General features: G+C 53.8%; 25 protein-coding genes. 20 read left to right on the top strand and 5 right to left on the bottom strand.

Features of this window, described 5'->3' with window-relative positions; genetic code table 11:
- Positions 1–161 precede the first annotated feature (161 nt).
- Positions 162–689 (bottom strand): inorganic diphosphatase, encoded by a 528-nt coding sequence (ppa, locus tag RYZ59_RS14830; RefSeq protein WP_005134479.1) that lies wholly within the window; start codon positions 687–689, stop codon positions 162–164.
- A gap of 309 nt (positions 690–998) precedes the next feature.
- Here ppa and ytfQ point away from each other — a divergent pair, with 309 nt between their 5' ends.
- From ytfQ to RYZ59_RS14805, 5 genes are all read left to right on the top strand, one after another.
- Positions 999–1,955, top strand: a complete 957-nt coding sequence (gene ytfQ, locus RYZ59_RS14825; RefSeq protein ID WP_048212856.1) for a galactofuranose ABC transporter substrate-binding protein YtfQ — start codon at positions 999–1,001, stop codon at positions 1,953–1,955.
- 103 nt (positions 1,956–2,058) lie between these two features.
- Positions 2,059–3,561 (top strand): galactofuranose ABC transporter, ATP-binding protein YtfR, encoded by a 1,503-nt coding sequence (gene ytfR, locus RYZ59_RS14820; RefSeq protein WP_271440305.1) that lies wholly within the window; start codon positions 2,059–2,061, stop codon positions 3,559–3,561.
- 13 nt (positions 3,562–3,574) lie between these two features.
- Positions 3,575–4,597, top strand: coding sequence for a galactofuranose ABC transporter, ATP-binding protein YtfT (ytfT, locus tag RYZ59_RS14815; RefSeq protein WP_318049064.1), 1,023 nt, complete (start codon positions 3,575–3,577; stop codon positions 4,595–4,597).
- Positions 4,584–5,585: a galactofuranose ABC transporter, permease protein YjfF gene (gene yjfF, locus RYZ59_RS14810; protein WP_318049062.1), complete on the top strand. Its 1,002-nt coding sequence runs from the start codon at positions 4,584–4,586 to the stop codon at positions 5,583–5,585. Before ytfT ends, yjfF begins: the two co-directional genes overlap by 14 nt.
- Positions 5,586–5,688: 103 nt before the next feature.
- The gene (locus tag RYZ59_RS14805) at positions 5,689–6,801 is read left to right on the top strand and encodes a methyl-accepting chemotaxis protein (RefSeq protein WP_318049059.1); all 1,113 of its coding nucleotides are present in this window, start codon (positions 5,689–5,691) and stop codon (positions 6,799–6,801) included.
- Positions 6,802–6,877: 76 nt separating this feature from the next.
- On the opposite strand, the gene fbp is transcribed toward RYZ59_RS14805, so the two are convergent.
- Positions 6,878–7,876 (bottom strand): class 1 fructose-bisphosphatase, encoded by a 999-nt coding sequence (gene fbp / locus RYZ59_RS14800; RefSeq protein WP_137383961.1) that lies wholly within the window; start codon positions 7,874–7,876, stop codon positions 6,878–6,880.
- A gap of 175 nt (positions 7,877–8,051) precedes the next feature.
- Between fbp and mpl the strand changes: the two genes are divergently transcribed.
- Positions 8,052–9,431, top strand: a complete 1,380-nt coding sequence (gene mpl, locus RYZ59_RS14795; RefSeq protein WP_318049055.1) for a UDP-N-acetylmuramate:L-alanyl-gamma-D-glutamyl-meso-diaminopimelate ligase — start codon at positions 8,052–8,054, stop codon at positions 9,429–9,431.
- A 143-nt stretch (positions 9,432–9,574) separates the two neighbouring features.
- The gene (locus tag RYZ59_RS14790; protein WP_318049052.1) at positions 9,575–10,099 is read left to right on the top strand and encodes a GNAT family N-acetyltransferase; all 525 of its coding nucleotides are present in this window, start codon (positions 9,575–9,577) and stop codon (positions 10,097–10,099) included.
- A gap of 37 nt (positions 10,100–10,136) precedes the next feature.
- Here RYZ59_RS14790 and yjgA read toward each other — a convergent pair whose 3' ends face one another.
- On the bottom strand, positions 10,137–10,688 hold the full coding sequence (gene yjgA, locus RYZ59_RS14785) for a ribosome biogenesis factor YjgA (protein ID WP_318049050.1): 552 nt from the start codon (positions 10,686–10,688) through the stop codon (positions 10,137–10,139).
- Between the two features lie 96 nt (positions 10,689–10,784).
- Between yjgA and pmbA the strand changes: the two genes are divergently transcribed.
- From pmbA to RYZ59_RS14720, 13 genes are all read left to right on the top strand, one after another.
- On the top strand, positions 10,785–12,137 hold the full coding sequence (gene pmbA / locus RYZ59_RS14780) for a metalloprotease PmbA (RefSeq protein ID WP_318049048.1): 1,353 nt from the start codon (positions 10,785–10,787) through the stop codon (positions 12,135–12,137).
- An 80-nt stretch (positions 12,138–12,217) separates the two neighbouring features.
- A complete protein-coding gene (cybC, locus tag RYZ59_RS14775; RefSeq protein WP_005134218.1) occupies positions 12,218–12,604 on the top strand; it encodes a cytochrome b562 in 387 nt (128 codons plus the stop codon).
- Positions 12,605–12,913: 309 nt separating this feature from the next.
- Positions 12,914–13,258, top strand: coding sequence for a glycine dehydrogenase (locus RYZ59_RS14770; protein ID WP_318049042.1), 345 nt, complete (start codon positions 12,914–12,916; stop codon positions 13,256–13,258).
- A gap of 10 nt (positions 13,259–13,268) precedes the next feature.
- The gene (locus RYZ59_RS14765; protein WP_137383954.1) at positions 13,269–13,631 is read left to right on the top strand and encodes an SFCGS family glycine-rich protein; all 363 of its coding nucleotides are present in this window, start codon (positions 13,269–13,271) and stop codon (positions 13,629–13,631) included.
- 2 nt (positions 13,632–13,633) lie between these two features.
- Entirely contained in the window at positions 13,634–13,933 is a 300-nt protein-coding gene (locus RYZ59_RS14760; RefSeq protein ID WP_016151468.1) for a DUF4312 family protein, read from the top strand.
- Positions 13,934–13,955: 22 nt separating this feature from the next.
- The gene (locus RYZ59_RS14755; protein ID WP_043018215.1) at positions 13,956–14,732 is read left to right on the top strand and encodes a DUF4311 domain-containing protein; all 777 of its coding nucleotides are present in this window, start codon (positions 13,956–13,958) and stop codon (positions 14,730–14,732) included.
- An 11-nt stretch (positions 14,733–14,743) separates the two neighbouring features.
- The gene (locus RYZ59_RS14750) at positions 14,744–15,388 is read left to right on the top strand and encodes a DUF4310 family protein (protein ID WP_318049037.1); all 645 of its coding nucleotides are present in this window, start codon (positions 14,744–14,746) and stop codon (positions 15,386–15,388) included.
- Between the two features lie 58 nt (positions 15,389–15,446).
- The gene (locus RYZ59_RS14745) at positions 15,447–16,580 is read left to right on the top strand and encodes an amidohydrolase/deacetylase family metallohydrolase (protein WP_318049033.1); all 1,134 of its coding nucleotides are present in this window, start codon (positions 15,447–15,449) and stop codon (positions 16,578–16,580) included.
- Complete coding sequence (locus RYZ59_RS14740) at positions 16,564–17,682, top strand: DgaE family pyridoxal phosphate-dependent ammonia lyase (RefSeq protein WP_318049031.1); 1,119 nt, start codon at positions 16,564–16,566, stop codon at positions 17,680–17,682. Before RYZ59_RS14745 ends, RYZ59_RS14740 begins: the two co-directional genes overlap by 17 nt.
- Positions 17,679–18,419 (top strand): 2-dehydro-3-deoxy-phosphogluconate aldolase, encoded by a 741-nt coding sequence (gene dagF, locus RYZ59_RS14735; protein ID WP_318049029.1) that lies wholly within the window; start codon positions 17,679–17,681, stop codon positions 18,417–18,419. Before RYZ59_RS14740 ends, dagF begins: the two co-directional genes overlap by 4 nt.
- Positions 18,420–18,440: 21 nt before the next feature.
- Positions 18,441–20,354 (top strand): BglG family transcription antiterminator, encoded by a 1,914-nt coding sequence (locus RYZ59_RS14730; protein ID WP_318049026.1) that lies wholly within the window; start codon positions 18,441–18,443, stop codon positions 20,352–20,354.
- A gap of 77 nt (positions 20,355–20,431) precedes the next feature.
- A complete protein-coding gene (locus tag RYZ59_RS14725; protein ID WP_137383949.1) occupies positions 20,432–20,674 on the top strand; it encodes a type II toxin-antitoxin system RelB/DinJ family antitoxin in 243 nt (80 codons plus the stop codon).
- Positions 20,664–20,948, top strand: a complete 285-nt coding sequence (locus RYZ59_RS14720; protein ID WP_149281801.1) for a type II toxin-antitoxin system RelE family toxin — start codon at positions 20,664–20,666, stop codon at positions 20,946–20,948. The genes RYZ59_RS14725 and RYZ59_RS14720 overlap by 11 nt, the downstream gene beginning before the upstream one ends.
- 3 nt (positions 20,949–20,951) lie before the next feature.
- On the opposite strand, the gene nrdG is transcribed toward RYZ59_RS14720, so the two are convergent.
- Both nrdG and nrdD read right to left on the bottom strand, forming a co-directional pair.
- A complete protein-coding gene (gene nrdG, locus RYZ59_RS14715) occupies positions 20,952–21,416 on the bottom strand; it encodes an anaerobic ribonucleoside-triphosphate reductase-activating protein (RefSeq protein ID WP_318049021.1) in 465 nt (154 codons plus the stop codon).
- A 184-nt stretch (positions 21,417–21,600) separates the two neighbouring features.
- Positions 21,601–23,739 carry an anaerobic ribonucleoside-triphosphate reductase gene (gene nrdD, locus RYZ59_RS14710; protein WP_137383946.1) on the bottom strand — a complete coding sequence of 713 codons (2,139 nt, stop codon included), beginning with the start codon at positions 23,737–23,739 and terminating at the stop codon, positions 21,601–21,603.
- Positions 23,740–23,780 lie beyond the last annotated feature (41 nt).

The following is a 23,780-nucleotide window of genomic DNA, read 5'->3' as shown; positions in this document are numbered from 1 at the left end:
AATCTCATTCGCAAATAAGATAAATGAAATGTGACTACCCAATCTGGTAGGTCAAAAAGAAACCAGCGGGCTACCGGGAGAATAAAGGGAGGGAAAGTACAGGCATAAAAAAACCCTTACTAACCAGAGGCTGGTGTTCAGGGTTTTCAGCGCAGGCGAAATTATTTCTTCGCGCGCTCGAAGGAAGCAACGATTTCAGCTTTAGCCGCTTCAGCGTTGTCCCAACCGTCAACTTTCACCCATTTGCCCGCTTCGAGGTCTTTATAGTGCTCGAAGAAGTGAGTGATCTGCGCTTTCAGCAGGTCCGGCAGGTCGTTCACATCTTTGATGTGATCGTATTCTTTGCTCAGTTTGGTGTGCGGTACGGCAACCAGTTTCGCATCTTCACCGGATTCGTCGGTCATTTTCAGTACGCCAACCGGACGGCAGCGGATAACTGAACCTGGCTCCAGCGGGTACGGAGTCGGGACCAGAACGTCTACCGGATCACCATCCAGAGACAGGGTGTGGTTGATGTAACCGTAGTTGCACGGATAGAACATCGCGGTGGACATGAAGCGGTCAACGAACAGGGCGCCGCTCTCTTTGTCAACTTCGTATTTGATCGGATCTGCGTTTGCAGGGATCTCGATAACAACGTAGATATCTTCCGGCAGATCTTTACCGGCAGGGACGTTGAGTAAGCTCATGTCTGTTTCCTTTAAATAAGCTATGGCAAACAAGTGGCGGGTATTATAGCCAACTCGCGCCGAATGTCTCCGCTTGTTTTCGCTTTCGCGGCGCACATTTTCTTCTTTTTTCTTCTCTTTCGTGACAGGAAAATCCATATCTTTAGCCGCATTTTTCATAGTGATATGAAAGCGATTACAAAGTTGTGATTAACGTTTTATTTACTTTTTTGAAGTGTGATGTAACGCAATTCGTTACATGCTCAATTGTCTATAGTTTTTTCGCGACTGTTTATTAACCAACAATAATCCCCCTACGAGGACGCACTTATGTGGAAGCGCTTACTTTTAGTCACAGCAGTTTCGACAGCCATGTCGTCTATGGCATTGGCAGCCCCTTTAACCGTAGGATTTTCGCAGGTTGGCTCTGAATCCGGCTGGCGCGCGGCGGAAACCAATGTGGCGAAAAGCGAGGCCGAAAAGCGTGGTATTACGCTGAAAATCGCTGACGGCCAGCAAAAACAGGAAAACCAGATTAAAGCCGTACGCTCATTTGTCGCGCAGGGCGTGGATGCCATCTTCATTGCGCCGGTCGTGGCAACGGGTTGGGAGCCGGTGTTAAAAGAAGCGAAAGATGCCAACATTCCGGTCTTTTTGCTCGATCGTTCCATCGATGTAAAAGACAAATCTCTCTATATGACCACCGTTACCGCCAATAACGTGCTGGAAGGTAAATTAATCGGCGACTGGCTGATCAAAGAGGTGAACGGCAAACCGTGTAACGTGGTTGAGCTGCAAGGGACCGTCGGTGCCAGCGTGGCGATTGACCGTAAAAAAGGTTTTGCCGAAGCCATCGCCAGCGCGCCAAACATCAAAATTATTCGCTCTCAGTCCGGGGACTTCACCCGCAGCAAAGGCAAAGAAGTCATGGAGAGCTTTATCAAAGCTGAAAACAACGGCAAGAACATCTGCATGGTTTACGCTCACAACGATGACATGGTGATCGGGGCTATCCAGGCGATTAAAGAAGCGGGTCTGAAGCCGGGCAAAGATATTCTGACCGGTTCAATCGACGGCGTACCGGATATCTATAAAGCGATGATTGATGGCGAAGCCAACGCCAGCGTCGAGCTGACGCCAAATATGGCAGGGCCGGCATTCGATGCGCTGGAGAAATTCAAGAAAGACGGCACGATGCCTGAGAAGCTGACCATTACCAAATCCATCCTCTATCTGCCGGATACGGCGAAAGAAGAGTTAGAGAAGAAGAAAAACATGGGCTACTAGGCCTTCATGAAAATGCCGGGGGCGCTGCGCTTGCCCGGCCTACATTACGCTCTTTTGTAGGCCGGATAAGCGTAGCGCCATCCGGCGTGATGCAGGGGGAACCATGACCACCGACCAACATCAGGAAATCCTCCGCACCGAAGGATTAAGCAAATTCTTTCCCGGCGTTAAGGCGCTGGATAATGTGGATTTCAGTTTGCGTCGTGGCGAGATTATGGCGCTGCTGGGAGAAAACGGGGCCGGAAAATCGACGCTGATCAAAGCGCTGACCGGCGTTTATCATGCCGATCGCGGCACGATCTGGCTCGAAGGCCAGACTATCTCCCCTAAGAATACCGCTCATGCCCAGCAACTGGGGATTGGCACCGTCTATCAGGAAGTAAACCTGCTGCCCAATATGTCGGTGGCAGATAATCTGTTTATTGGCCGTGAACCGCGGCGTTTTGGCCTGCTTCAGCGCAAGCAGATGGAAAAACGCGCGACGGAGCTGATGGCGTCATACGGCTTTTCCCTCGACGTGCGCGAGCCGCTGAACCGCTTTTCCGTGGCGATGCAGCAGATAGTTGCCATCTGTCGGGCGATCGATCTCTCTGCGAAAGTGCTGATCCTTGATGAGCCCACCGCCAGCCTCGATACCCAGGAAGTTGAAATGCTGTTCGGCCTGATGCGCCATCTGCGCGATCGCGGCGTCAGCCTGATCTTCGTCACCCACTTCCTCGATCAGGTTTATCAGGTCAGCGATCGCATCACCGTTCTGCGTAACGGCGGCTTCGTTGGCTGCCGTGAAACCCGCGAGCTGCCACAGATCGAACTGGTCAAAATGATGTTGGGCCGTGAACTGGATACCCATGCGCTACAGCGTGCGGGCCGCACATTGCTGAGTGATAAACCAGTAGCGGCGTTCAGTGATTTTGGCAAAAAAGGCACGATTGCACCGTTCGATCTGCAGGTACGCCCCGGCGAGATCGTCGGGCTGGCGGGTCTGCTGGGTTCGGGACGAACAGAAACGGCGGAAGTGATCTTCGGTATTAAACCTGCGGACAGCGGCAGTGCGCTGATCAAAGGTAAACCGCAGGTGCTGCGATCGCCGCATCAGGCTTCGTGTCTGGGGATCGGCTTCTGCCCGGAGGATCGCAAAACGGATGGCATCATCGCCGCGGCTTCGGTACGGGAAAACATCATTCTGGCATTGCAGGCGCAGCGCGGCTGGCTGCGGCCCATCCCGCGGAAAGAACAAAACGAGATCGCCGAGCGCTTTATTCGTCAGCTCGGTATTCGCACCCCCAACGCTGAACAGCCGATTGAGTTTCTCTCCGGCGGCAATCAGCAAAAAGTCTTGCTCTCGCGCTGGTTGCTGACCAAACCGCAGTTCTTGATCCTTGATGAACCCACGCGGGGGATCGACGTCGGCGCGCATGCTGAGATCATCCGCCTGATCGAAACGCTGTGCGCGGATGGTCTGGCGCTACTGGTGATTTCATCCGAACTGGAAGAGTTAGTGGGCTATGCCGATCGGGTCATTATTATGCGCGATCGCAAACAGGTGGCCGAGATCCCACTGGCTGAATTGTCCGTACCGGCGATCATGAATGCTATTGCGGCCTAAGGAGACTATGGTGATGCCTCAATCTCTCCCTCAATCCAATCCGCCTGAGCGGCGGTTTCGCTGGCCAAAGGGAATGCCGCAACTGGTGGCGCTGCTTTTAGTGCTGCTGGTGGATAGCCTGGTCGCGCCGCACTTTTATCAGGTCATTTTGCAAGATGGCCGCCTGTTCGGTAGCCCGATTGATATTCTCAACCGCGCCGCGCCCGTGGCGCTGCTGGCGATTGGTATGACGCTGGTGATTGCCACTGGCGGCATCGATCTTTCCGTTGGGGCGGTGATGGCCATTGCCGGGGCGACAACCGCTGCGATGACGGTTGCCGGGTACAGCTTACCCGTGGTGCTGCTTGCTGCCTTAGGCTCCGGCCTTCTGGCGGGATTGTGGAACGGGATTCTGGTGGCGATCCTCAAGATCCAACCGTTTGTCGCGACGCTGATCCTGATGGTGGCCGGGCGCGGCGTTGCGCAGTTGATCACCTCCGGGCAGATCGTCACCTTCAACTCACCTGATCTGTCGTGGTTTGGCAGCGGCTCGCTGTTACTGTTCCCCACGCCGGTAATTATTGCACTGCTCACGCTGGTGGTGTTCTGGTTGCTGACCCGAAAAACGGCGCTGGGCATGTTTATTGAAGCGGTAGGTATCAACATTCGTGCGGCGAAAAATGCCGGGGTCAACACCCGCATCATTGTGATGCTTACCTATGTGCTGAGCGGCCTGTGCGCAGCGATTGCTGGCATTATCGTCACGGCGGATATCCGCGGGGCCGACGCCAATAACGCCGGATTGTGGCTGGAGCTGGATGCCATCCTGGCGGTAGTTATTGGCGGCGGCTCGCTGATGGGCGGACGTTTTAACCTGCTGCTATCGGTAATTGGCGCGTTGATCATTCAGGGGATGAACACCGGGATTTTACTGTCGGGCTTCCAGCCGGAACTGAATCAGGTGGTCAAAGCCATCGTGGTGTTGTGCGTGCTGGTCGTGCAGTCACAACGCTTTATCAGCCTGATAAAAGGAGTGAGCGGTCGTGATAAAACGTAATTTACCGCTGATGATCACCCTCGGGGTCTTTATTTTGGGCTACCTCTACTGCCTGACGCAATTTCCGGCTTTTGCCTCCACCCGGGTGATCTGCAATATTCTGACCGATAACGCCTTTTTAGGGATTATCGCCGTCGGCATGACTTTCGTCATTCTCTCCGGGGGGATCGATCTTTCCGTCGGGTCAGTGATTGCCTTTACGGGGGTATTTTTAGCAAAGGCGATTGGTTACTGGGGGATTTCGCCACTGCTGGCGTTTCCTTTGATTCTGGCAATGGGCTGTGCGTTTGGTGCGTTTATGGGATTGCTGATTGATGCCCTGAAGATCCCGGCATTTATTATCACCCTGGCGGGAATGTTCTTCCTGCGCGGTGTCAGCTATCTGGTTTCCGAAGAGTCGATTCCGATTAACCATCCTGTGTATGACGCCCTCTCCAGTCTGGCATGGAAGATCCCCGGCGGCGGTCGCCTGAGTGCGATGGGCTTGCTGATGCTGGCGGTCGTCGTCATCGGTATATTCCTGGCGCACCGTACGCGCTTTGGTAATCAGGTTTACGCCATTGGCGGCAACGACACTTCGGCCAACCTGATGGGCATCTCAACCCGCAGCACCACCATCCGTATCTATATGCTGTCCACCGGGCTTGCGACGCTTGCCGGCATTGTCTTTTCCATTTACACCCAGGCCGGTTATGCGCTGGCAGGCGTCGGGGTAGAACTGGATGCTATCGCCTCGGTGGTGATTGGCGGTACGTTGCTCAGCGGTGGGGTTGGGACAGTTTTAGGTACCTTATTTGGTGTTGCCATTCAGGGGCTGATTCAGACCTATATTAATTTTGATGGCACATTAAGTTCCTGGTGGACGAAGATCGCGATTGGCATTTTATTGTTTGTTTTTATTGCCTTACAACGTGGTCTCACGGTGCTTTGGGAAAATCGTCAGAGCTCGCCGGTCACCCGCGTGAGCACGGCTGAAGTGTCAAAGTAACGTCATGATTTTCCAGAAAACATTTAAATACCTAAACTTTTTCCGGTTGTAGTCGATAGGTTCTGTACAGGTCTGTTTTATCCCTACAACCGGAAATATAACGATGCCAAAATCCCTTTCAATTCGATCAAGTTTGTTGGTGTTATTGTCTCTGCTGACGTTTCTTCTGTTGCTGACCGGCAGTATGGGGCTTTATGCCGCCACACGCGTTATTAATTCTTTGATTTATCACGGTATTATGAGTGCTGCCATGTTGGCTGCTATTGCGTTGCTGGCGGTCATTTGGTTTATGCTGCGAAATAAGTTTCTTAAGCCGCTGGATAACATTATTGAACAGCTGGAACGTCTGGCGACAGGCGATTTGTCGCCTGTTGGCGCGTTATCGGCCAGCGCTGAATTTAACCGCCTTAACGCTGCGATGGATGAAATGCGCCATGCGTTGGGTGATTCTGTGCAGCGTGTGCGTGAAGCCAGCTCGCAAATTGATGTTGGCAGCCGTGAATTGAGCGCAGGTAACCAACATCTGGCGCAACGTACAGAATCCACCGCCACGTCGCTGGAACAGACCGCTGCCAGTATGGAAGAACTCACCGCGACCGTGAAACAGAATGCGGAAAACGCAGAGCAGGCGCATCAGCTGGCAAAATCGGTATCGGATACCGCCGATCGGGGCAGTGAGATGGTGTGCTATGTAATTGAAAAAATGCGCGATATTTCCGGCAGCTCCAGCCGAATTGCCGATATTCTCAGTGTGATTGACGGTATTGCTTTCCAGACCAATATCCTGGCACTCAATGCCTCCGTTGAAGCGGCGCGCGCGGGTGAGCAAGGGCGTGGTTTTGCGGTGGTAGCAGGGGAAGTACGCAATCTTGCCAGCCGTAGCGCCGAGGCGGCAAAAGAGATCCGTACATTGATCAGTGATTCCCATACGCATGTGGGTGAGGGAAGTGAATTGGCGCAACAGGCGGGTGAAACCATGGATGAAATCGCGACCGAGGTTATGCGTATGACCAAGCTGATGCGTGAAATTGCCAGCGCGTCTCAGGAGCAGAGCCGTGGGATTGAGCAGGTGAATATTGCGGTGAGTCAGATGGATGAAACGGCGCAGCAGAATGCGGCGTTGGTACAGCAGTCTTCGGCAGCTACCCGCTCGTTGGAAGAGCAGTCTTCAGCGCTAATCGAAGCCATGGCCGTATTTAAGCTACAGACAGCCTAACCGAACGATGGATTTTGTAGGCCGAATGGCGGCGTAAACGCCTTTATCCGGCCTACGTCCGTGCGATGAATGATACTTACGCGTCCGGGAACTCGCGGATAAAGCGTTCTACATCGTCGACCATATGGTCGTTACCGACGAAGAAGGAGCGGCGCTGGTGCAGGCTTTCCGGGATGATATCCAGAATACGATTTTTACCGTCGCTGGCTTTGCCGCCTGCTTGCTCGGCCAGTAGGGCCATTGGGTTGCATTCGTACAGCAGGCGCAGTTTCCCTTGCGGGTGGCTGGCGGTGCTTGGGTACAGGTAGATCCCGCCTTTCAGCAGATTGCGATGGAAGTCCGCAACCAGAGAGCCAATGTAGCGCGAGGTGTACGGGCGCTGGGTTGACTTATCTTCTTCCTGGCAGAATTTAATGTACTTCTTCACACCGTTCGGGAATTTAATGTAGTTGCCTTCGTTAATGGAGTACGTGCTGCCTTTCGTCGGGAAGCGCATACGTTCCTGGCTGAGGCAGAATACGCCCAGAGAAGGATCGTAGGTGAAGGCGTGTACGCCACAACCGGTGGTGTACACCAGCATGGTGGATGAACCATAAACCACGTAACCCGCAGCAACCTGTTTGTTGCCCGGCTGCAGGAAATCCTCTTCCGTGACCGGCGTGCCGACTGGAGTTACGCGGCGATAAATAGAGAAAATCGTACCGACAGAGACGTTAACATCGATGTTGGATGAGCCATCCAGTGGATCCATCAGCACAACGTATTTTGCGTGTTCACAGCCTTCAAAGACGACAATTTCATCTTCTTCTTCTGAGGCAATACCCGCCACGATGTCGCGCGCCTTCAGTGCAGCTTTCAGTTTCTCGTTTGCGAACAGATCGAGTTTTTGTTGCACCTCTCCCTGCACGTTCTCTGCACCGCTGGCACCCAGGATATCGACCAGACCGGCCTTATTGATATCGCGGTGGATGATCTTGGCGCCCAGCTTTATTGCCGACAACAAAGCAGTGAGTTCACCGGTAGCATGAGAAAACTCGTGCTGCTTTTCGACAATAAATTCACCTAACGTTTTCATAACACTTTCCCTGCAATTTATGTGGAGTAAAGCGACCGCAACAATATTAACAAATATTTCAGCTATCGCGCTCAGGTGAATCGCGCCAGCAAACTACGGAATATCCTGAAATGCGTTTCTCAGTTGCCAGACATGTGCGTAAAATGGCCCCCAGATTAAAAAAGGATAGTGACGTATGCGCATTCATATTTTGGGAATTTGTGGCACTTTCATGGGCGGTCTGGCGATGCTGGCACGCTCGCTCGGTCATGAAGTAACGGGTTCGGACGCCAATGTGTATCCGCCGATGAGCACCTTACTTGAGAAGCAAGGCATTGAACTTATTCAGGGTTACGATGCCAGCCAGCTCGACCCACAGCCGGACCTGGTGATCATCGGTAATGCGATGACCCGTGGTAATCCCTGCGTGGAAGCGGTGCTGGAGAAGAACATTCCATACATGTCTGGCCCGCAATGGCTGCATGACTTTGTGTTGCGCGACCGCTGGGTACTGGCGGTGGCGGGGACGCACGGCAAAACGACTACGGCTGGAATGGCAACCTGGATCCTCGAAGTCTGCGGTTATAAACCGGGTTTCGTGATCGGCGGTGTGCCGGGTAACTTTGAGGTTTCCGCGCGTCTGGGTGAAAGCAACTTTTTCGTGATTGAAGCGGATGAGTACGACTGCGCCTTCTTCGATAAGCGTTCCAAATTTGTGCATTACTGCCCGCGTACCCTGATCCTCAACAACCTTGAGTTCGATCACGCGGACATCTTTGACGATCTGAAAGCGATTCAGAAGCAGTTCCATCACCTGGTGCGCATCGTGCCGGGTCAGGGACGCATCATCTACCCGGAAAACGACATCAATCTGAAACAGACGATGGCGATGGGCTGCTGGAGCGAACAGGAGCTGGTGGGCGAGCAGGGTCACTGGCAGGCGAAAAAGCTGACCACCGATGCTTCCGAGTGGGAAGTGTGGCTGGACGGTGAAAAAGTGGGTGAAGTTAAGTGGGGTCTGGTCGGTGAACACAACATGCACAATGGCCTGATGGCGATTGCGGCAGCCCGCCACGTGGGCGTGTTGCCAGCGGATGCGGCGAATGCACTAGGCTCGTTCATCAACGCCCGCCGTCGTCTTGAACTGCGTGGCGAAGCGCACGGCGTGACGGTGTATGACGATTTCGCCCATCACCCAACCGCGATACTGGCAACGCTTGCGGCGCTGCGCGGGAAAGTGGGCGGCACGGCGCGCATTATTGCGGTGCTGGAACCTCGCTCTAACACCATGAAAATGGGCCTGTGCAAAGACGATCTCGCGCCATCATTAGGCCGTGCGGACGAAGTGTTCCTGCTGCAACCGCCGCATATTCCGTGGCAGGTAGCGGAAGTCGCTGAAGCCTGCGTCCAGCCAGCTCACTGGAGTGGTGATGTGGATGCGCTGGCGGATATGGTAGTGAAAACCGCACAGCCCGGCGATCATATCCTGGTAATGAGCAACGGTGGTTTTGGCGGTATTCATCAAAAACTGCTGGATGGTCTGGCGAAGAAAGCTCAGGCAGAAGCGCAAGAGTAAAATAACGCCAGGTTTGCGATGTCTTTGTTCTGGCGTGCATCTGCGACCAGCCGCTATGCGGCTGGTTTTTTATTTTGCGCGCCTGGCGGTACAGGCATGACGTTTTTCTGGCAGGGTCGTGATTGTCTACAACGGTATTAACTATGCTCACTTGCGAAAAAATAACGTCTACCACCTCGGCACTTTTTCTCCCGTTGGATGCGCTTTACGCGCAGTCGTTTCCCTGGCATGAGCAGCGGGAAATGCCAGCGAAGCAGTTGGCGTTAAGTAACCCGCACTATGCGCTCGAAGCGTGGTTTGACGGTACGACATTTGTGGGGCTCAGCGGTTGCTGGGATTTCGGCGAATATACGTATATCGAGCATCTGGCGATTGATGGCGCTCTACGTTCGCAAGGCTATGGCAAAAAGGTGTTACACACCATTCTCACCCGTTCTCCGATGACGATTCTGGAGATTGATCCGATAACAACGGATATCGCTAATAAACGTTTACGCTTTTATGAGTCGATGGGGTTTTGTGCGAATGAATGGGCACATACGCATCCGGCGTATCATCAGGGGATCGCTGACCATGAACTGATTGTGCTGAGCTATCCGCACCCGATAGATGCAGAACGCTACCAGCGCTTTAATGAGGATTTGCGCCATCATGTGATGGCGTTGTAAAGGTGGTGCCCCAAGAGATGGGGCATCCTTTGCGGAATTACGCTTCGTTTTCCGCCAGTTCGCGCAGATACTGGAAGATCTGGCGGGAAGATTTTGGCGGTTTATTGCCCGCTTTTTCTTTCCTGGCGTTACGCACCAGCGAACGCAGTTGCTGACGGTCGGCATCAGGCCACAGGTTCATCACTTCTTCGATAGCTTCATCGCTACCGTCAACCATACGGTCACGCAGTTGCTCCAGCTTATGGAAGACAACAACTTGCTGGTTGTGGCGGTTTTTCAGCTTGTCCAGCGCCTGGCGGATGGGATCGACATCGCGCTGGCGCAACATTTTGCCAATCAGCTGCAGCTGGCGGCGGCGTCCTTCCATCTTAATACGCTGGGCCAGCTCAATGGCGGCACGTAAATCCGCATCGAGCGGGATTTTATCCAGCGCGTTTTTCCCCAGTTCGACCAGTTCTACACCCAGGCGTTTTAACTCCTCGGCGTCACGTTTAATTTCACTTTTACTGACCCAGATAATTTCATCGTCTTCGTCATCGATGTCATCACCGGGAACGTCGTCGAGCCAGTCTTCGGGCTGCTTAGTCATGTCAGGCTCCTTAAAAAAAAGAGGCTAATGTTACCAGTTAAGATGCGCACTGAAAAACGGTTCTCTGTTAGACTTCAGAGAAACTCTCTCTACATTATGGCATTTGCGATGAAAGTAATCTCACAAGTTGAAGCGCAGCGTAAGATTCTGGAAGAAGCGGTCTCGACAGCACTGGAATTAGCGTCAGGTCAGTCGGATGGCGCGGAAGTCGCTGTAAGCAAGACCACGGGTATTAGCGTCAGCACCCGTTATGGTGAAGTGGAGAACGTAGAATTCAATAGCGATGGGGCGCTGGGGATTACGGTTTATCACCAGAACCGTAAAGGCAGCGCATCGTCCACCGATTTAAGTCCGCAGGCCATTGCACGCACCGTGCAGGCCGCGCTGGATATCGCCCGTTACACCTCACCGGACCCGTGCGCAGGCGTGGCTGATAAAGACCTGCTGGCCTTTGATGCACCCGATTTAGACCTGTTCCATCCGGCGGAAGTCACGCCTGATGAAGCTATCGAGCTGGCGGCGCGCGCTGAACAGGCAGCGTTGCAGGCGGACAAACGCATCACCAATACCGAAGGTGGCAGCTTTAACAGCCACTATGGCATCAAAGTGTTTGGTAACAGCCATGGCATGTTGCAGGGCTACTGCTCTACGCGTCACTCTCTTTCCAGCTGCGTGATCGCGGAAGAAAATGGCGATATGGAACGCGATTATGCCTACACCATTGGCCGGGCGATGGGCGATCTGCAAACGCCGGAATGGGTGGGGGCTGACTGTGCGCGCCGCACGTTATCGCGCCTGTCGCCGCGTAAGCTCTCCACCATGAAAGCACCGGTTATTTTCGCCAATGAAGTGGCGACCGGGCTGTTTGGGCACCTCGTCGGCGCCATTGCGGGTGGCTCGGTATATCGTAAATCGACCTTCCTGTTGGACTCGCTGGGCAAACAAATTCTGCCGGAATGGCTGACTATTGAAGAACATCCGCACCTGCGCAAAGGACTGGCTTCTTCGCCGTTCGACAGCGAAGGCGTGCGTACGGAACGCCGTGACATTATTAAAGATGGCGTGCTGACCCAGTGGCTGCTGACCAACTACTCTGCGCGTAAGCTGGGGCTGAAGAGCACCGGCCATGCTGGCGGAATTCACAACTGGCGAATTCCGGGGCAGGGGCTAAGCTTCGAGCAGTTGCTCAAAGAGATGGGCACCGGCCTGGTGGTGACTGAGCTGATGGGGCAGGGCGTGAGCGGTATTACCGGAGATTACTCGCGCGGCGCGGCGGGCTTCTGGGTTGAAAATGGCGAAATTCAGTACCCGGTGAGCGAAATTACCATCGCCGGTAACTTAAAAGATATGTGGCGAAATATCGTCACCGTCGGTAATGATATTGAAACCCGCAGCAATATACAGTGTGGTTCGGTACTGTTGCCGGAGATGAAGATCGCCGGGCAGTAATACCCGTCATACTTCAGGCTGCAGCTCGCATGATTTAGGGTATCCGGCGTTATTTTTTAATAATAAAAAGGAAGTGAGCAATGCGTAAACACCTGTTAGCGATCGTCGCGGCTTCAACGCTGGTTCTTGGTTCTTCTGCCTTTGCCGCCGATCTTGAAGACGATATGGGGATCCTCAACGACAACCTGAAGATCGTTGAAAAAACGGATAACGCGACCGAGCTAAAAGATGCGTTAACCAAAATGCGTACAGCTGCGCTGGATGCACAAAAGGGAACGCCACCGAAGCTGGAAAGCAAATCCCCTGATAGCCCGGAGATGAAAGATTTCCGCCACGGTTTTGACACGCTGATCGGCCAGATCGACGGTGCGCTGAAACTGGCGAATGAAGGTAAAGTCTCAGAGGCGAAAGCCGCAGCGGAAGAGCTAAAAACCACCCGCAACGCTTACCATAAGAAGTATCGTTAATTTATGTATCCGGCCTGCGCAACCGTAGGCCGGATAAGACGCGACAGCGTCGCCCTCCGGCACCACTCTCACCCATAAGTAAACGTTATCCCCATCACATTATTTAACTTTTAACGCCAACCCGTTTTTCCTGCTGCTTGCGGTTTCCCTGCTATCTCGTGCGATCTCCATCACGTTATCCAAGGGGAAAATAACCAATCCCGCCCTTTTTGCGGCACAGATCACTGTCGCTGCACACCTTTCCACTTCGAAGTGGAAAACAACTCGCTACAAACTTTTAACCTCCACCGCTACTTTACCCTCAGAGCCATGAGTGGGGTAAGACGAGTGAATAACGGAGCTGTAATGAATGACATGGGGGAATCGGTGGAACTGGCCGACCGCATGCTGGCGCAGGTGTATGCCTTGCTGCGTGAACGCAACATTATTCCCAACGCAGTACAGGAACAGATGCTGACATCGCACGTTCGCGCCATGGCGCACCGTTCGGTCACGGGTGAACCGCTACCTGAAGTCGATGCCAGCTTATTTGATGAAATATCTGCCGAATCAATGGCGCTTGCCCGCGACGTGGTCGCTGAGTTTGGCAATCTTCCTGAGGAAGAGGCCTGGCTGCTGTCGGTGCACTTTGAAGTCGCGAAAGACAACCTTTAAGGAGCAAAAGATGGAACAGATTACCGTAGTGATTGGCGATCGTCTGGGTAAAGGCCAGAAAGTGGCGGCAGGCGTTGAGAAAGCGGGTGGCCGTGCGGTTGTGGTACCGGGCGTTGCCGCTGATATGAAGCTGGGCGATGTGATGAAAGCGGAAAACGCCACCTTTGGCATCTCGTTCTGCGGCAGTGGCGGTGCGGGGGCTATCACTGCACAGACCAAATACGGCTACAAGGCGAAATATGGAATGCGCTCAGTTGAAGAGGGCGTGACCGCCATCAACGAAGGTTGCAACGTGTTGGGGTTCGGCTTTATGGACAAAGAAGAGCTCGGCGAGCGCCTGGTACAGGCGTGGCAAAAGAAATACGGCGCTTAAGTATGAAAGAGCAATTCACCACCACGGTGAGAGTCACTGGCAAGGGCGAAGCCAAAGCGCGCGCCTTTGCCGATGCCCTGAACCACGTTCAGGCGGCGGTGATGAAAGCGTCGCCGCATATCTTACTGCGTATTGAGCCACAGGATGTGCAGGTTGTTCAAGCGCGTGAATCGGTGCGTAAAGAGGCATTTTTATTCCTCTTTTTGCGCCGGGAAAGACGCACTTTCAGCGTGGAGCTGGATGTGACTGTCAACGTGACTGCCATCAATCTCGACAAGGTGGATTTCGTTACGCAACGCTGATTCTCTATTAAAAGGCATAATTATGTTCCTGATAATATTAATAAAATCGCTCATCATCGGTGGCCTGGTTGGCGTTGGTGTCGGCGCTGGGGCTGCACGCATGTTTCATGCGCCTACCACGCAAGGGATGGGCGCGTTTCGTACTCTGGGAGAACTGAATTCCTGTGAAGGGGATCCGGCGTCTCACTTCTCGTTCGGCCTGGGCTTCTTCTTTAACGCCTGGGCTTCTTCCGTTGCGGCAGGGGCGTTCACTCAGGACGTTGACCACCGCATCATCCCCAACTGGGGTGCCGCCGCGCTGATGATTAAAAATCGCAACGTCGGTGAAACGCTGCACGATCCTAAACGCATGGCAATTGCCTGCGGTGTTATTGGGATGATCGTGGTGACCTTCCTGAACCTTACCGCGTCATCGGTACCGGAAGCATTGCAAGTTACCGCCGTTAAGGTGCTGGTTCCCGCAGCCAACCTGCTGGTCAACACGGTAATGCCAGTGATCTTCTGGCTGGCGGCGATCGATGCCGGTAAGAAATCCGGCTTCTGGGCCACCGTTTTTGGCGGCGCGGCGCAGCTGATTATGGGTAACGCCGTTCCGGGTCTGGTCCTCGGTATCCTGATTGGTAAAGGTGTTGAAGAGAGCGGCTGGAACCACGTCACCAAAGTGATGATGGTGGCTATCGTCGCGCTGTTCGTCCTGAGCGGCTTCTTCCGCGGCTTCGACATGAAGATGATCGAATCCTTCCATCTGACCGTGCCTAACTGGCTGGAACTGATCCACAACTCGCTCAGCGGCAAATAACGGAGGCCATCATGGAACAAAATAAAGGTTTTTGGTTTGCCGACTGGTCGTTCCCGATCTTCGTTGGCTTGCTCTCTTCCGGCGTCTTTGCCGGAACGCACATGTACTACCTGTATGGCATTGGCGCATTTAACGAAGTGGCGTTTGTGGCGATGCTTAAAGCGGGAATGGACACCGGCTCCTACGGCGCGGTAGCGGCATTTGGCGCAAGTTTCCTGTTTGCCCGCATCATTGAAGGTTCACTGGTGGGGATTTTGGACATCGGCGGGGCGATTCAGACCGGTGTTGGGCTAGGCGTTCCGGCGCTGCTACTGGGCGCGGGCATTATTTTCCCGGTCGCCAATTTTTCCGCCTCACTGGTCACCGGTCTGGTGATTGGTCTGGCGATTGGCTACATCATCATTCTGGCGCGTAAGTTCACCATCAATCAGAGCGACTCGACCTACGGGGCTGACGTGATGATGGGGGCCGGCAACGCCTCCGGCCGCTTCCTTGGGCCGTTGATTATCCTCAGTGCCATGACGGCCTCTATTCCTATCGGGATCGGCTCTCTGGCGGGCGCACTGCTGTTTTACCTGTGGCAGAAACCAATCACCGGCGGGGCGATCCTCGGCGCGATGATCCTCGGTTCCATCTTCCCGATTGCCATTAGCTAACTGTTGATTTGCAGGCCGGATAAGGCGGTTACGCCGCCATCCGGCAAAGGAGAGAGCAATGTTTGATTTACTCCTGCGCCATGCGCGTCTGGTTGACGATACGGTGAGCGATATTGCGCTCAAAGACGGCAAGATTGCGGCGCTGGGCGACGTTGATGGCCCGGCGCTGAAAACCATCGAGCTGGGCGGCGAGTGTTACGTCAGCGCAGGCTGGATTGATTCCCACGTCCACTGTTATCCCAAATCCCCGATTTATCATGACCAACCCGACAGCGTCGGCATTGCCACCGGCGTCACCACGGTGGTCGATGCGGGCAGTACCGGGGCGGATGATATCGACGATTTTTACACCCTGACGCGCGATGCCGCCACCGAGGTGTATGCGCTGCTGAATATCTCCCGCGTTGGGCTTATCGCCCAGAACGAGCTGGCCAACATGGCCAATATTGACGCTGATGCGGTGCGAGAGGCGGTTAAACGCTACCCTGATTTTATCGTCGGCCTGAAGGCGCGCATGAGCAGCAGCGTAGTCGGTGAAAATGGCATCACGCCGCTGGAGTGCGCCAAAGCGATGCAAGCGCAGAATGGAGACTTGCCGCTGATGGTGCATATCGGCAACAACCCGCCAGATCTGGATGAGATCGCCGAGCGCCTGAGCGCGGGCGACATTATTACCCACTGCTACAACGGTAAGCCGAATCGCATTCTGACGCCGCAAGGCGAGCTGCGGGCGTCAGTGAAGCGGGCGATTTCACGCGGCGTGCGTCTGGACGTTGGGCATGGCACCGCCAGCCTCAGCTTTGCGGTGGCAAAACGCGCTATCGAACTGGGCATTTTGCCGCACACCATCAGCTCCGATATTTACTGTCGCAACCGCATCAGCGGCCCGGTGCATTCCCTGGCGAATGTGATGTCGAAGTTTCTCGCTATCGGCATGTCACTGCCACAAGTTATTGAATGCGTAACCGCTAATGTGGCCGATGGTCTGCGTCTGAAAAACAAGGGCCGACTGCAGGTGGGGCTGGATGCCGATCTGACCCTCTTTGCGCTGAAACGCCAGCCTGGCGTGCTGGTAGATGCCGAAAATGACAGCCTGCAGGCTGAACAACTGCTGGTGCCGCTTGCCGCAATACGTGCGGGTAAGGGCTATATGACCGAACAAGGGAGCGCGGAACATGCCTTCGATTTTTGAGAAATACGATTTAAAACAGGTGATTAATACATCCGGTCGCATGACGGCACTGGGTGTCTCCACGCCACGACCGGAAGTGGTTCAGGCTGCGATGGCGGGGATGAATCAATACTTCGAAATGAAAGATCTGGTCAATAAGACAGGTGAGTACATTGCGAAATTACTGGATGTGGAAGGGGCAACCGTCGTTTCCTGTGCCTCGGCAGGGATTGCTCAGTCGGTGGCGGCGGTGCTGGTGAAAGACAGTGACTGGCTATTGGAAAACCTGCACGTGACGCCTGTCGATAACAACGAAATCGTGCTACCCAAAGGCCACAACGTTAACTTCGGCGCCCCGGTTGGCACGATGGTGGCGCTCGGCGGCGGTAAGTTAGTGGAAGCGGGCTATGCCAACGAATGTTCGGCGGCGCAGTTGGCTGCGGCTATTACACCGCGCACGGCGGCAATTCTGTATATCAAATCGCACCACTGTGTACAGAAAAGCATGCTCAGCGTAGAGCAGGCTGCGGTGGTCGCTCGCACGCATAACCTACCGTTGATCGTCGATGCGGCGGCGGAAGAGGATTTGCAATGTTACTACCGTGTCGGCGCGGACCTGGTCATTTACAGCGGTGCGAAGGCGATTGAGGGGCCAACCAGCGGTCTGGTGATTGGCAAAACGCAGTATGTTGAATGGGTCAAGCGCCAGACGGCGGGCATTGGCCGGGCAATGAAGGTCGGCAAAGAAGGCATCCTCGGTTTGACCTGTGCTATCGAACTGTATCTAAGCGCGCAGAAAGAGAGCGGTGCGGAGATGGTAGAAAAAATGACGCCGTTTATAGAGGCGTTGAATGCCCTGAATGGCGTGAGCGCTCGTGTCGTGTGGGACAGTGCGGGACGCGACATTGCACGCGCAGAAATTAAGTTTGATGAAGCGGTAACCGGGATCGCCACCGGCGAACTGGTTGATGCGCTGAAGCAGGGGGAGTACGCGATTTACTTCCGTGGTTACAAAGCCAACGAAGGCATTATCGAGGCGGATGTGCGCAGCGTCGATCGTGCGCAGCTGGAGATTGTGGCCCGTCGAATTGGCGAAGTGATTTTGCAGGAGAAAAAAGCATGAAACTGACCCCTAACTTTTATCGCGATCGCGTCTGTCTGAATGTACTGGCCGGCTCCAAAGAAAATGCCCGGGATATTTACGCGGCGGCGGAAGGACACGTGCTGGTTGGCGTGTTGTCAAAAAATTACCCGGATGTCGCAAGTGCGGTAGCGGATATGCGTGAATACGCAGCCCTTATCGACAATGCGCTCTCCGTGGGGCTGGGGGCGGGCGATCCGAACCAGTCGGCGATGGTCAGCGAAATTTCCCGCCAGGTGCAGCCTCAGCATGTTAATCAGGTGTTTACCGGCGTGGCAACCAGCCGTGCGCTGCTGGGCCAGCAGGAGACAGTGGTCAACGGTCTGGTCTCGCCAACCGGCACGCCGGGCAGGGTGAAAATCTCCACGGGTCCATTGAGCAGCCAGACGCCGGACGGTATTGTGCCGGTAGAAACCGCGATTGCGTTGCTCAAAGATATGGGCGGTAGCTCAATTAAATACTTCCCGATGGGCGGCCTGAAATGCCGTGACGAGTACATTGCGGTCGCGCAGGCCTGCGCCCGTCATGACTTCTGGCTGGAGCCAACCGGCGGTATCGATCTGGATAATTTCACTGAAATCCTGCAAATTGCCCTCGATGCCGGAGTGAGTAAAATCATTCCTCACATCTATAGTTCGATTATTGATAAGGTGAGTGGTAACACTCGTCCGGACGACGTACGCCAGCTGATGGCGATGGCCCGGGCCTGCGTAGGCTAACTGACAGATGAGGAAACTGACGTGCGATTCCCCAACCAACGTTTAGCACAGCTGTTTGACATGCTGCAAAACGAGGCGCTCCCGCAGGATGAGCTGGCGCAGCGGTTGTCGGTTTCTACACGCACCGTACGTGCGGATATTACGGCGCTAAACACGCTGCTTACTCAGTATGGTGCCCAGTTTGTTCTCAGCAGGGGCAGCGGTTACCAGCTTAAAATTGACGACCCGGCAAGCTTTCACACCCTGCAAACGCAGCAGCCCAATACGTTGCTGCGTATCCCGCGGACCAGCCAGGAACGGATACACTGGCTGGTGGTGCGTTTTCTGACGTCGGCCTTTTCGCTGAAGCTTGAAGATTTAGCTGATGAATGGTTTATCAGTCGTGCGACGCTGCAAAATGATATGGCCGAAGTCCGTGAACACCTGCAACGTTATCATCTGACGCTGGAAACGCGTCCCCGTCACGGCATGAAGCTGTTCGGCAGCGAGATGGCGATCCGCGCCTGTTTGACCGATCTGCTATGGACACTGGCGCAGCAGGACCCGCAGCATCCGTTAGTGACGCAAGAGGCGCTTAATGCCGGGATACCTGAGCAACTACAGCCGGTTTTACAGGATATTTTTGCTCGTTTTCATATTCGTCTGACCGATGAGGGCGAGCTGTTTCTGCGCTTGTACTGTGCGGTGGCTATCCGGCGGATTAGCGAAGGGTATCCACTGCCTGAGTTTGCCGCTGAAGAAACTGAACAGGCGGTGTGCCTGGCGGCAAGAGAGATTGCGGGGATTTTGCACCAACTGGCAGACAAGCCGCTTTCCGTGTATGAAGAAAACTGGCTTCAGGTACACATTGCCGCCCGTCAGGTACAGGAGATTGCGCCCAGCGCCATCAATGCCGATGATGACGAAGCGCTGGTCAATTACATCCTGCGTTTTATTAACACCCAGTACAACTACAACCTGCTGAATGACCAGCAGTTGCATGCCGATCTGCTGACACATATTAAGACGATGATCACCCGGGTTCGCTACCAGATCATGATCCCTAATCCGTTGCTGGAAAATATTAAACAGCACTACCCGATGGCATGGGATATGACGCTGGCCGCCGTGTCAGGTTGGGGGAAATACACGCCGTATACCATCAGTGAAAATGAGATCGGCTTTCTGGTTCTGCATATTGGCGTTGGGCTGGAACGTAGTTACAACATCGGTTACCAGCGTCAACCGCGTGTGCTGTTGGTCTGTGATGCGGGAAATGCGATGGTGCGGATGATTGAAGCGGTGCTGGCGCGAAAATATCCGCAGATTGATATTGTGGGCACCGTGACGCTACGCGACTACGAACAGCGGGACAGCATCAGCGAAGACTTCGTTATTTCTACCGCGCGGATCGGTGAAAAAGACAAGCCCGTAGTGATGATTGCGCCGTTTCCTACTGACTATCAACTGGAGCAGATCGGCAAACTGGTGCTGGTGGACCGAACCCGTCCGTGGATGCTGAACAAGTTTTTCGACGCTGCCCACTTTCTTGTTATCGACGGCACCATGGATCAGCAAACGCTGTTCAAAACGTTATGCCACCAGTTGCAGGATGAAGGTTTTGTCGACGCGGAGTTTCTTGATTCGGTTGTGGAACGTGAGGCCATTGTTAGCACCATGTTGGGTGACAGCATTGCCCTGCCGCATGCGCTCGGCTTGCTGGCAAAGAAAACGGTGGTCTACACCATCCTCGCCCCGCAGGGTATTGCCTGGGGCGATGAAACGGCACACGTGATTTTCTTGCTCGCCATTAGTAAAAGCGAATACGAAGAAGCGATGGCCATCTACGATATCTTTGTCACCTTCCTGCGTGAACGCGCCATGACGCGGCTCTGCGCGTGTCAGAATTTTGCCGAGTTCAAAACGGTTGCCATGGAGTGTGTGAGCCGTTTTTGAGAGGCGTTTTCCAGAATTCGATGTAATGTGAATGTAATGCTAAACTGCATTACACATTCGATTCTACTGGAGGCATAATGGCCACGCTGAACGTCCGTCTGGATGAAAAACTCAAAAATGAGGCTTATGCCGTGCTGGAAAAACTGAACATTACGCCAACGGAAGCCGTGCGATTACTGTTTCAGTACGTCGCGGAAACGGGGCGAATGCCAGTGAAAACCGTTACCGTTAGCGACAGTGAAGATGCACTGATTCAGACAGTCCGGGAGAGGCTGGCCAGCCCGCAAAAGGGAATCAAGGTTAGTCTGGATGACTTATGAACTGGAATTCGACCCGAGAGCCTTAAAAGAGTGGCATAAACTGGGTGATACGGTGAAGGCTCAGTTTAAGAAGAAGTTGGCCGACGTGTTGTTGAACCCCAGAATTGACTCTGCCCGTTTAAATGGTCTTCCTGACTGCTATAAAATTAAGCTTAAGTCGTCCGGGTATCGTCTGGTGTACCAGGTTCGGGATGAGGTTGTGGTCGTGTTTGTTGTCGCGGTCGGTAAGCGAGAACATTCAGCCGTTTATCACGATGCAAACAAACGGCTTTAGCGATTAACGCAAATGATGTACAACCTGGTTGCTGCTACCGCGCCAGATCAGCGCCGGGTCTTTAAGATCCTGCACAAATTTGCCATCGACCAGCACGTTGATGAGATCCACTACCTGCATTTGCGCGGCGTTGAGTTCATCGAGCTTGTAACCGGTCCACACCCAGATGTCTTTCCCCGGACATTCAGCGCGAATACGCTGTACCAGTTGCAGGATATCCGGCACGTTTTGCGGATGCAGCGGATCGCCGCCGGACAGCGAGATCCCCTGACGGTGAATACGCGTGTCGTTAAGATCGGCAACGATCTTGTCTTCCATCTCTTTGGTAAATGGCAGACCGGAGTTTAACCGCCATGTGCTTTTGTTATAGCAGCCGGGACATTCGTGTACGCACCCGGAGACAAACAGGGTGCAGCGGGTGCCGGGGCCGTTAACGATATCGACGGGGTAATATTGATGAAACCTCATTTTTGCTTCTCATCCGCTTATCAATTCGCGCCATAGCTGCGTTAGCTGCATTCGTGTGCCCGAGTCACTTACTTATGTAAGCTCCCCGGGACCCACTCATTTGCTGCCTTGCTATGACGTGAATTGCGTTGCGGAAAAAATGGCCCGAAAAGCATCGCATTGCCGGGCAATAATACTGTCGAAATTAACCTATCTGCCCATTACCTAAATGCTTAACGCGGCGCTTCACTTCTTCCTGCTTACCGGCGTTAAACGGACGAGCGTCCGGGCTACCTAAATAACCGCATACGCGACGGGTTACCGATACGCGTGCGGCGTCGTGGTTACCACATTTCGGGCAGGTGAAGCCTTTGCTGGTGCATTCGAACTCACCGGTAAAGCCACATTCGTAGCACTCATCGATTGGCGTGTTGGTCCCGTAATACGGCACGTGCTGGTAGCTGTAATCCCACACGTCTTCCAGCGCTTTCAGGTTGTGCTGAATATTCGGGTACTCGCCGTAGCAAATGAAGCCTCCGCTTGCCAGCGGCGGGTACGGCGCTTCGAAATCGATTTTGTCGTACGGGTTTACCTTCTTCTCTACATCAAGGTGGAAGCTGTTGGTGTAGTAGCCTTTGTCGGTTACGCCTGGCACCACACCAAATTCGGCGGTATCGAGACGGCAGAAACGGTCACACAGGTTTTCACTGGGTGTGCTGTACAGGCTGAAACCGTAGCCGGTCTCGTCTTTCCACTGATCAACAGCCTGACGCAGACGTTCGACAATGGCGATACCTTTGGCGCGCAGCTCTTCGCTGTCGTACAGGTGCTTATCACCAAACAGCGCGTTGATGGTTTCGTGAATGCCGATGTAACCCAGAGAAATCGATGCGCGACCGTTTTTAAAGATTTCAGACACATCATCGTCCGCTTTCAGGCGAACACCGCAGGCACCTTCCATATACAGGATTGGCGCAACGCGTGCTTTCACACCTTCCAGACGTGCGATACGGGTCATCAGCGCTTTACGTGCCAGAATCAGACGGTCGTCGAGCAGTTTCCAGAAGGTGGCTTCGTCACCATGGGCTTCCAGCGCGATGCGTGGCAGGTTCAGGCTAATAACGCCAAGGTTGTTACGTCCGTCGTGAACCTGTTCGCCGTTCTCGTTTTCCCATACACCGAGGAAGCTACGGCAGCCCATTGGGGTTTTGAACGAACCGGTGACTTTCACTACCTGATCGTAGTTCAGGATATCCGGGTACATACGCTTGCTTGCGCACTCCAGCGCCAGCTGCTTGATGTCATAGTTCGGATCGCCAAACTTATGGTTCAGACCGTCACGAATCGCAAACACCAGTTTCGGGAAGACGGCCGTTTTACGGTTTTTACCCAGTCCCGCGATGCGGTTACGCAGAATGGATTGCTGGATCAAACGGGATTCCCAGCTGGTTCCCAGGCCAAAACCAAAGGTGACGAATGGTGTCTGACCATTAGCGGTATGCAGGGTATTCACTTCATACTCAAGGGACTGGAATGCGTCATAGCACTCTTTCTCGGTACGGGAATGTGCATAACCGTCAGCGTCCGGGATCTGCCATTCTTCAGCGGTTTTACGGTGTTTATTAAAGCTCTCGGTCACGAATGGCGCGAGGACTTCATCAATACGGTTGATGGTGGTGCCGCCATAAATATGGCTGGCAACCTGCGCAATGATTTGTGCAGTGACGGCGGTCGCGGTCGAGATGGATTTTGGCGGCTCAATCTCCGCGTTACCCATCTTAAAGCCCTGTGTCAGCATACCTTTCAGGTCGATCAGCATGCAGTTAAACATCGGGAAGAACGGAGAATAGTCGAGGTCGTGATAGTGAATATCACCACGCTCATGTGCCTGGACGACATCACGCGGCAGCAGGTGCTGGCGCGCATAATGTTTGGCGACGATACCCGCCAGCAGGTCACGCTGGGTCGGGATCACTTTGCTGTCTTTGTTGGCATTTTCATTCAGCAGAGCAGAGTTGGTTTGCTCAACCAGACCACGAATTTCCTGGTTCAGACGGCCACGTTTTTCACGCTGTATATCACGGTCGTGGCGATATTCGATGTACGCACGGGCGAGTTGTTTGTACGGACCAGACATCAGTTGGTTTTCTACCGCGGTCTGGATCTCATTGATATCGACCTGGCTGCGCTCATTCATCTGACTGCTAACGACTTCTGCGACGGTGGCACAGTAATCTGCGTCATCGACTCCCGCTGCTTTAGCTGCACGCAGAATGGCTTCTTTGATGCGCTCTGATTTAAACGGCACTTTACAGCCATCTCGTTTCATCACATGCGGTGTCATGATCACTCCATATTTATAAGAACAGGTTATCCACAGAGGTT

Origin of the sequence: Citrobacter sp. HN-141, assembly GCF_033341895.1 — a bacterium.
Lineage (GTDB): Bacteria > Pseudomonadota > Gammaproteobacteria > Enterobacterales > Enterobacteriaceae > Citrobacter.
Note: the sequence above shows the minus strand (reverse complement) of the source record. Positions and strands in the feature narration are given on the sequence as shown.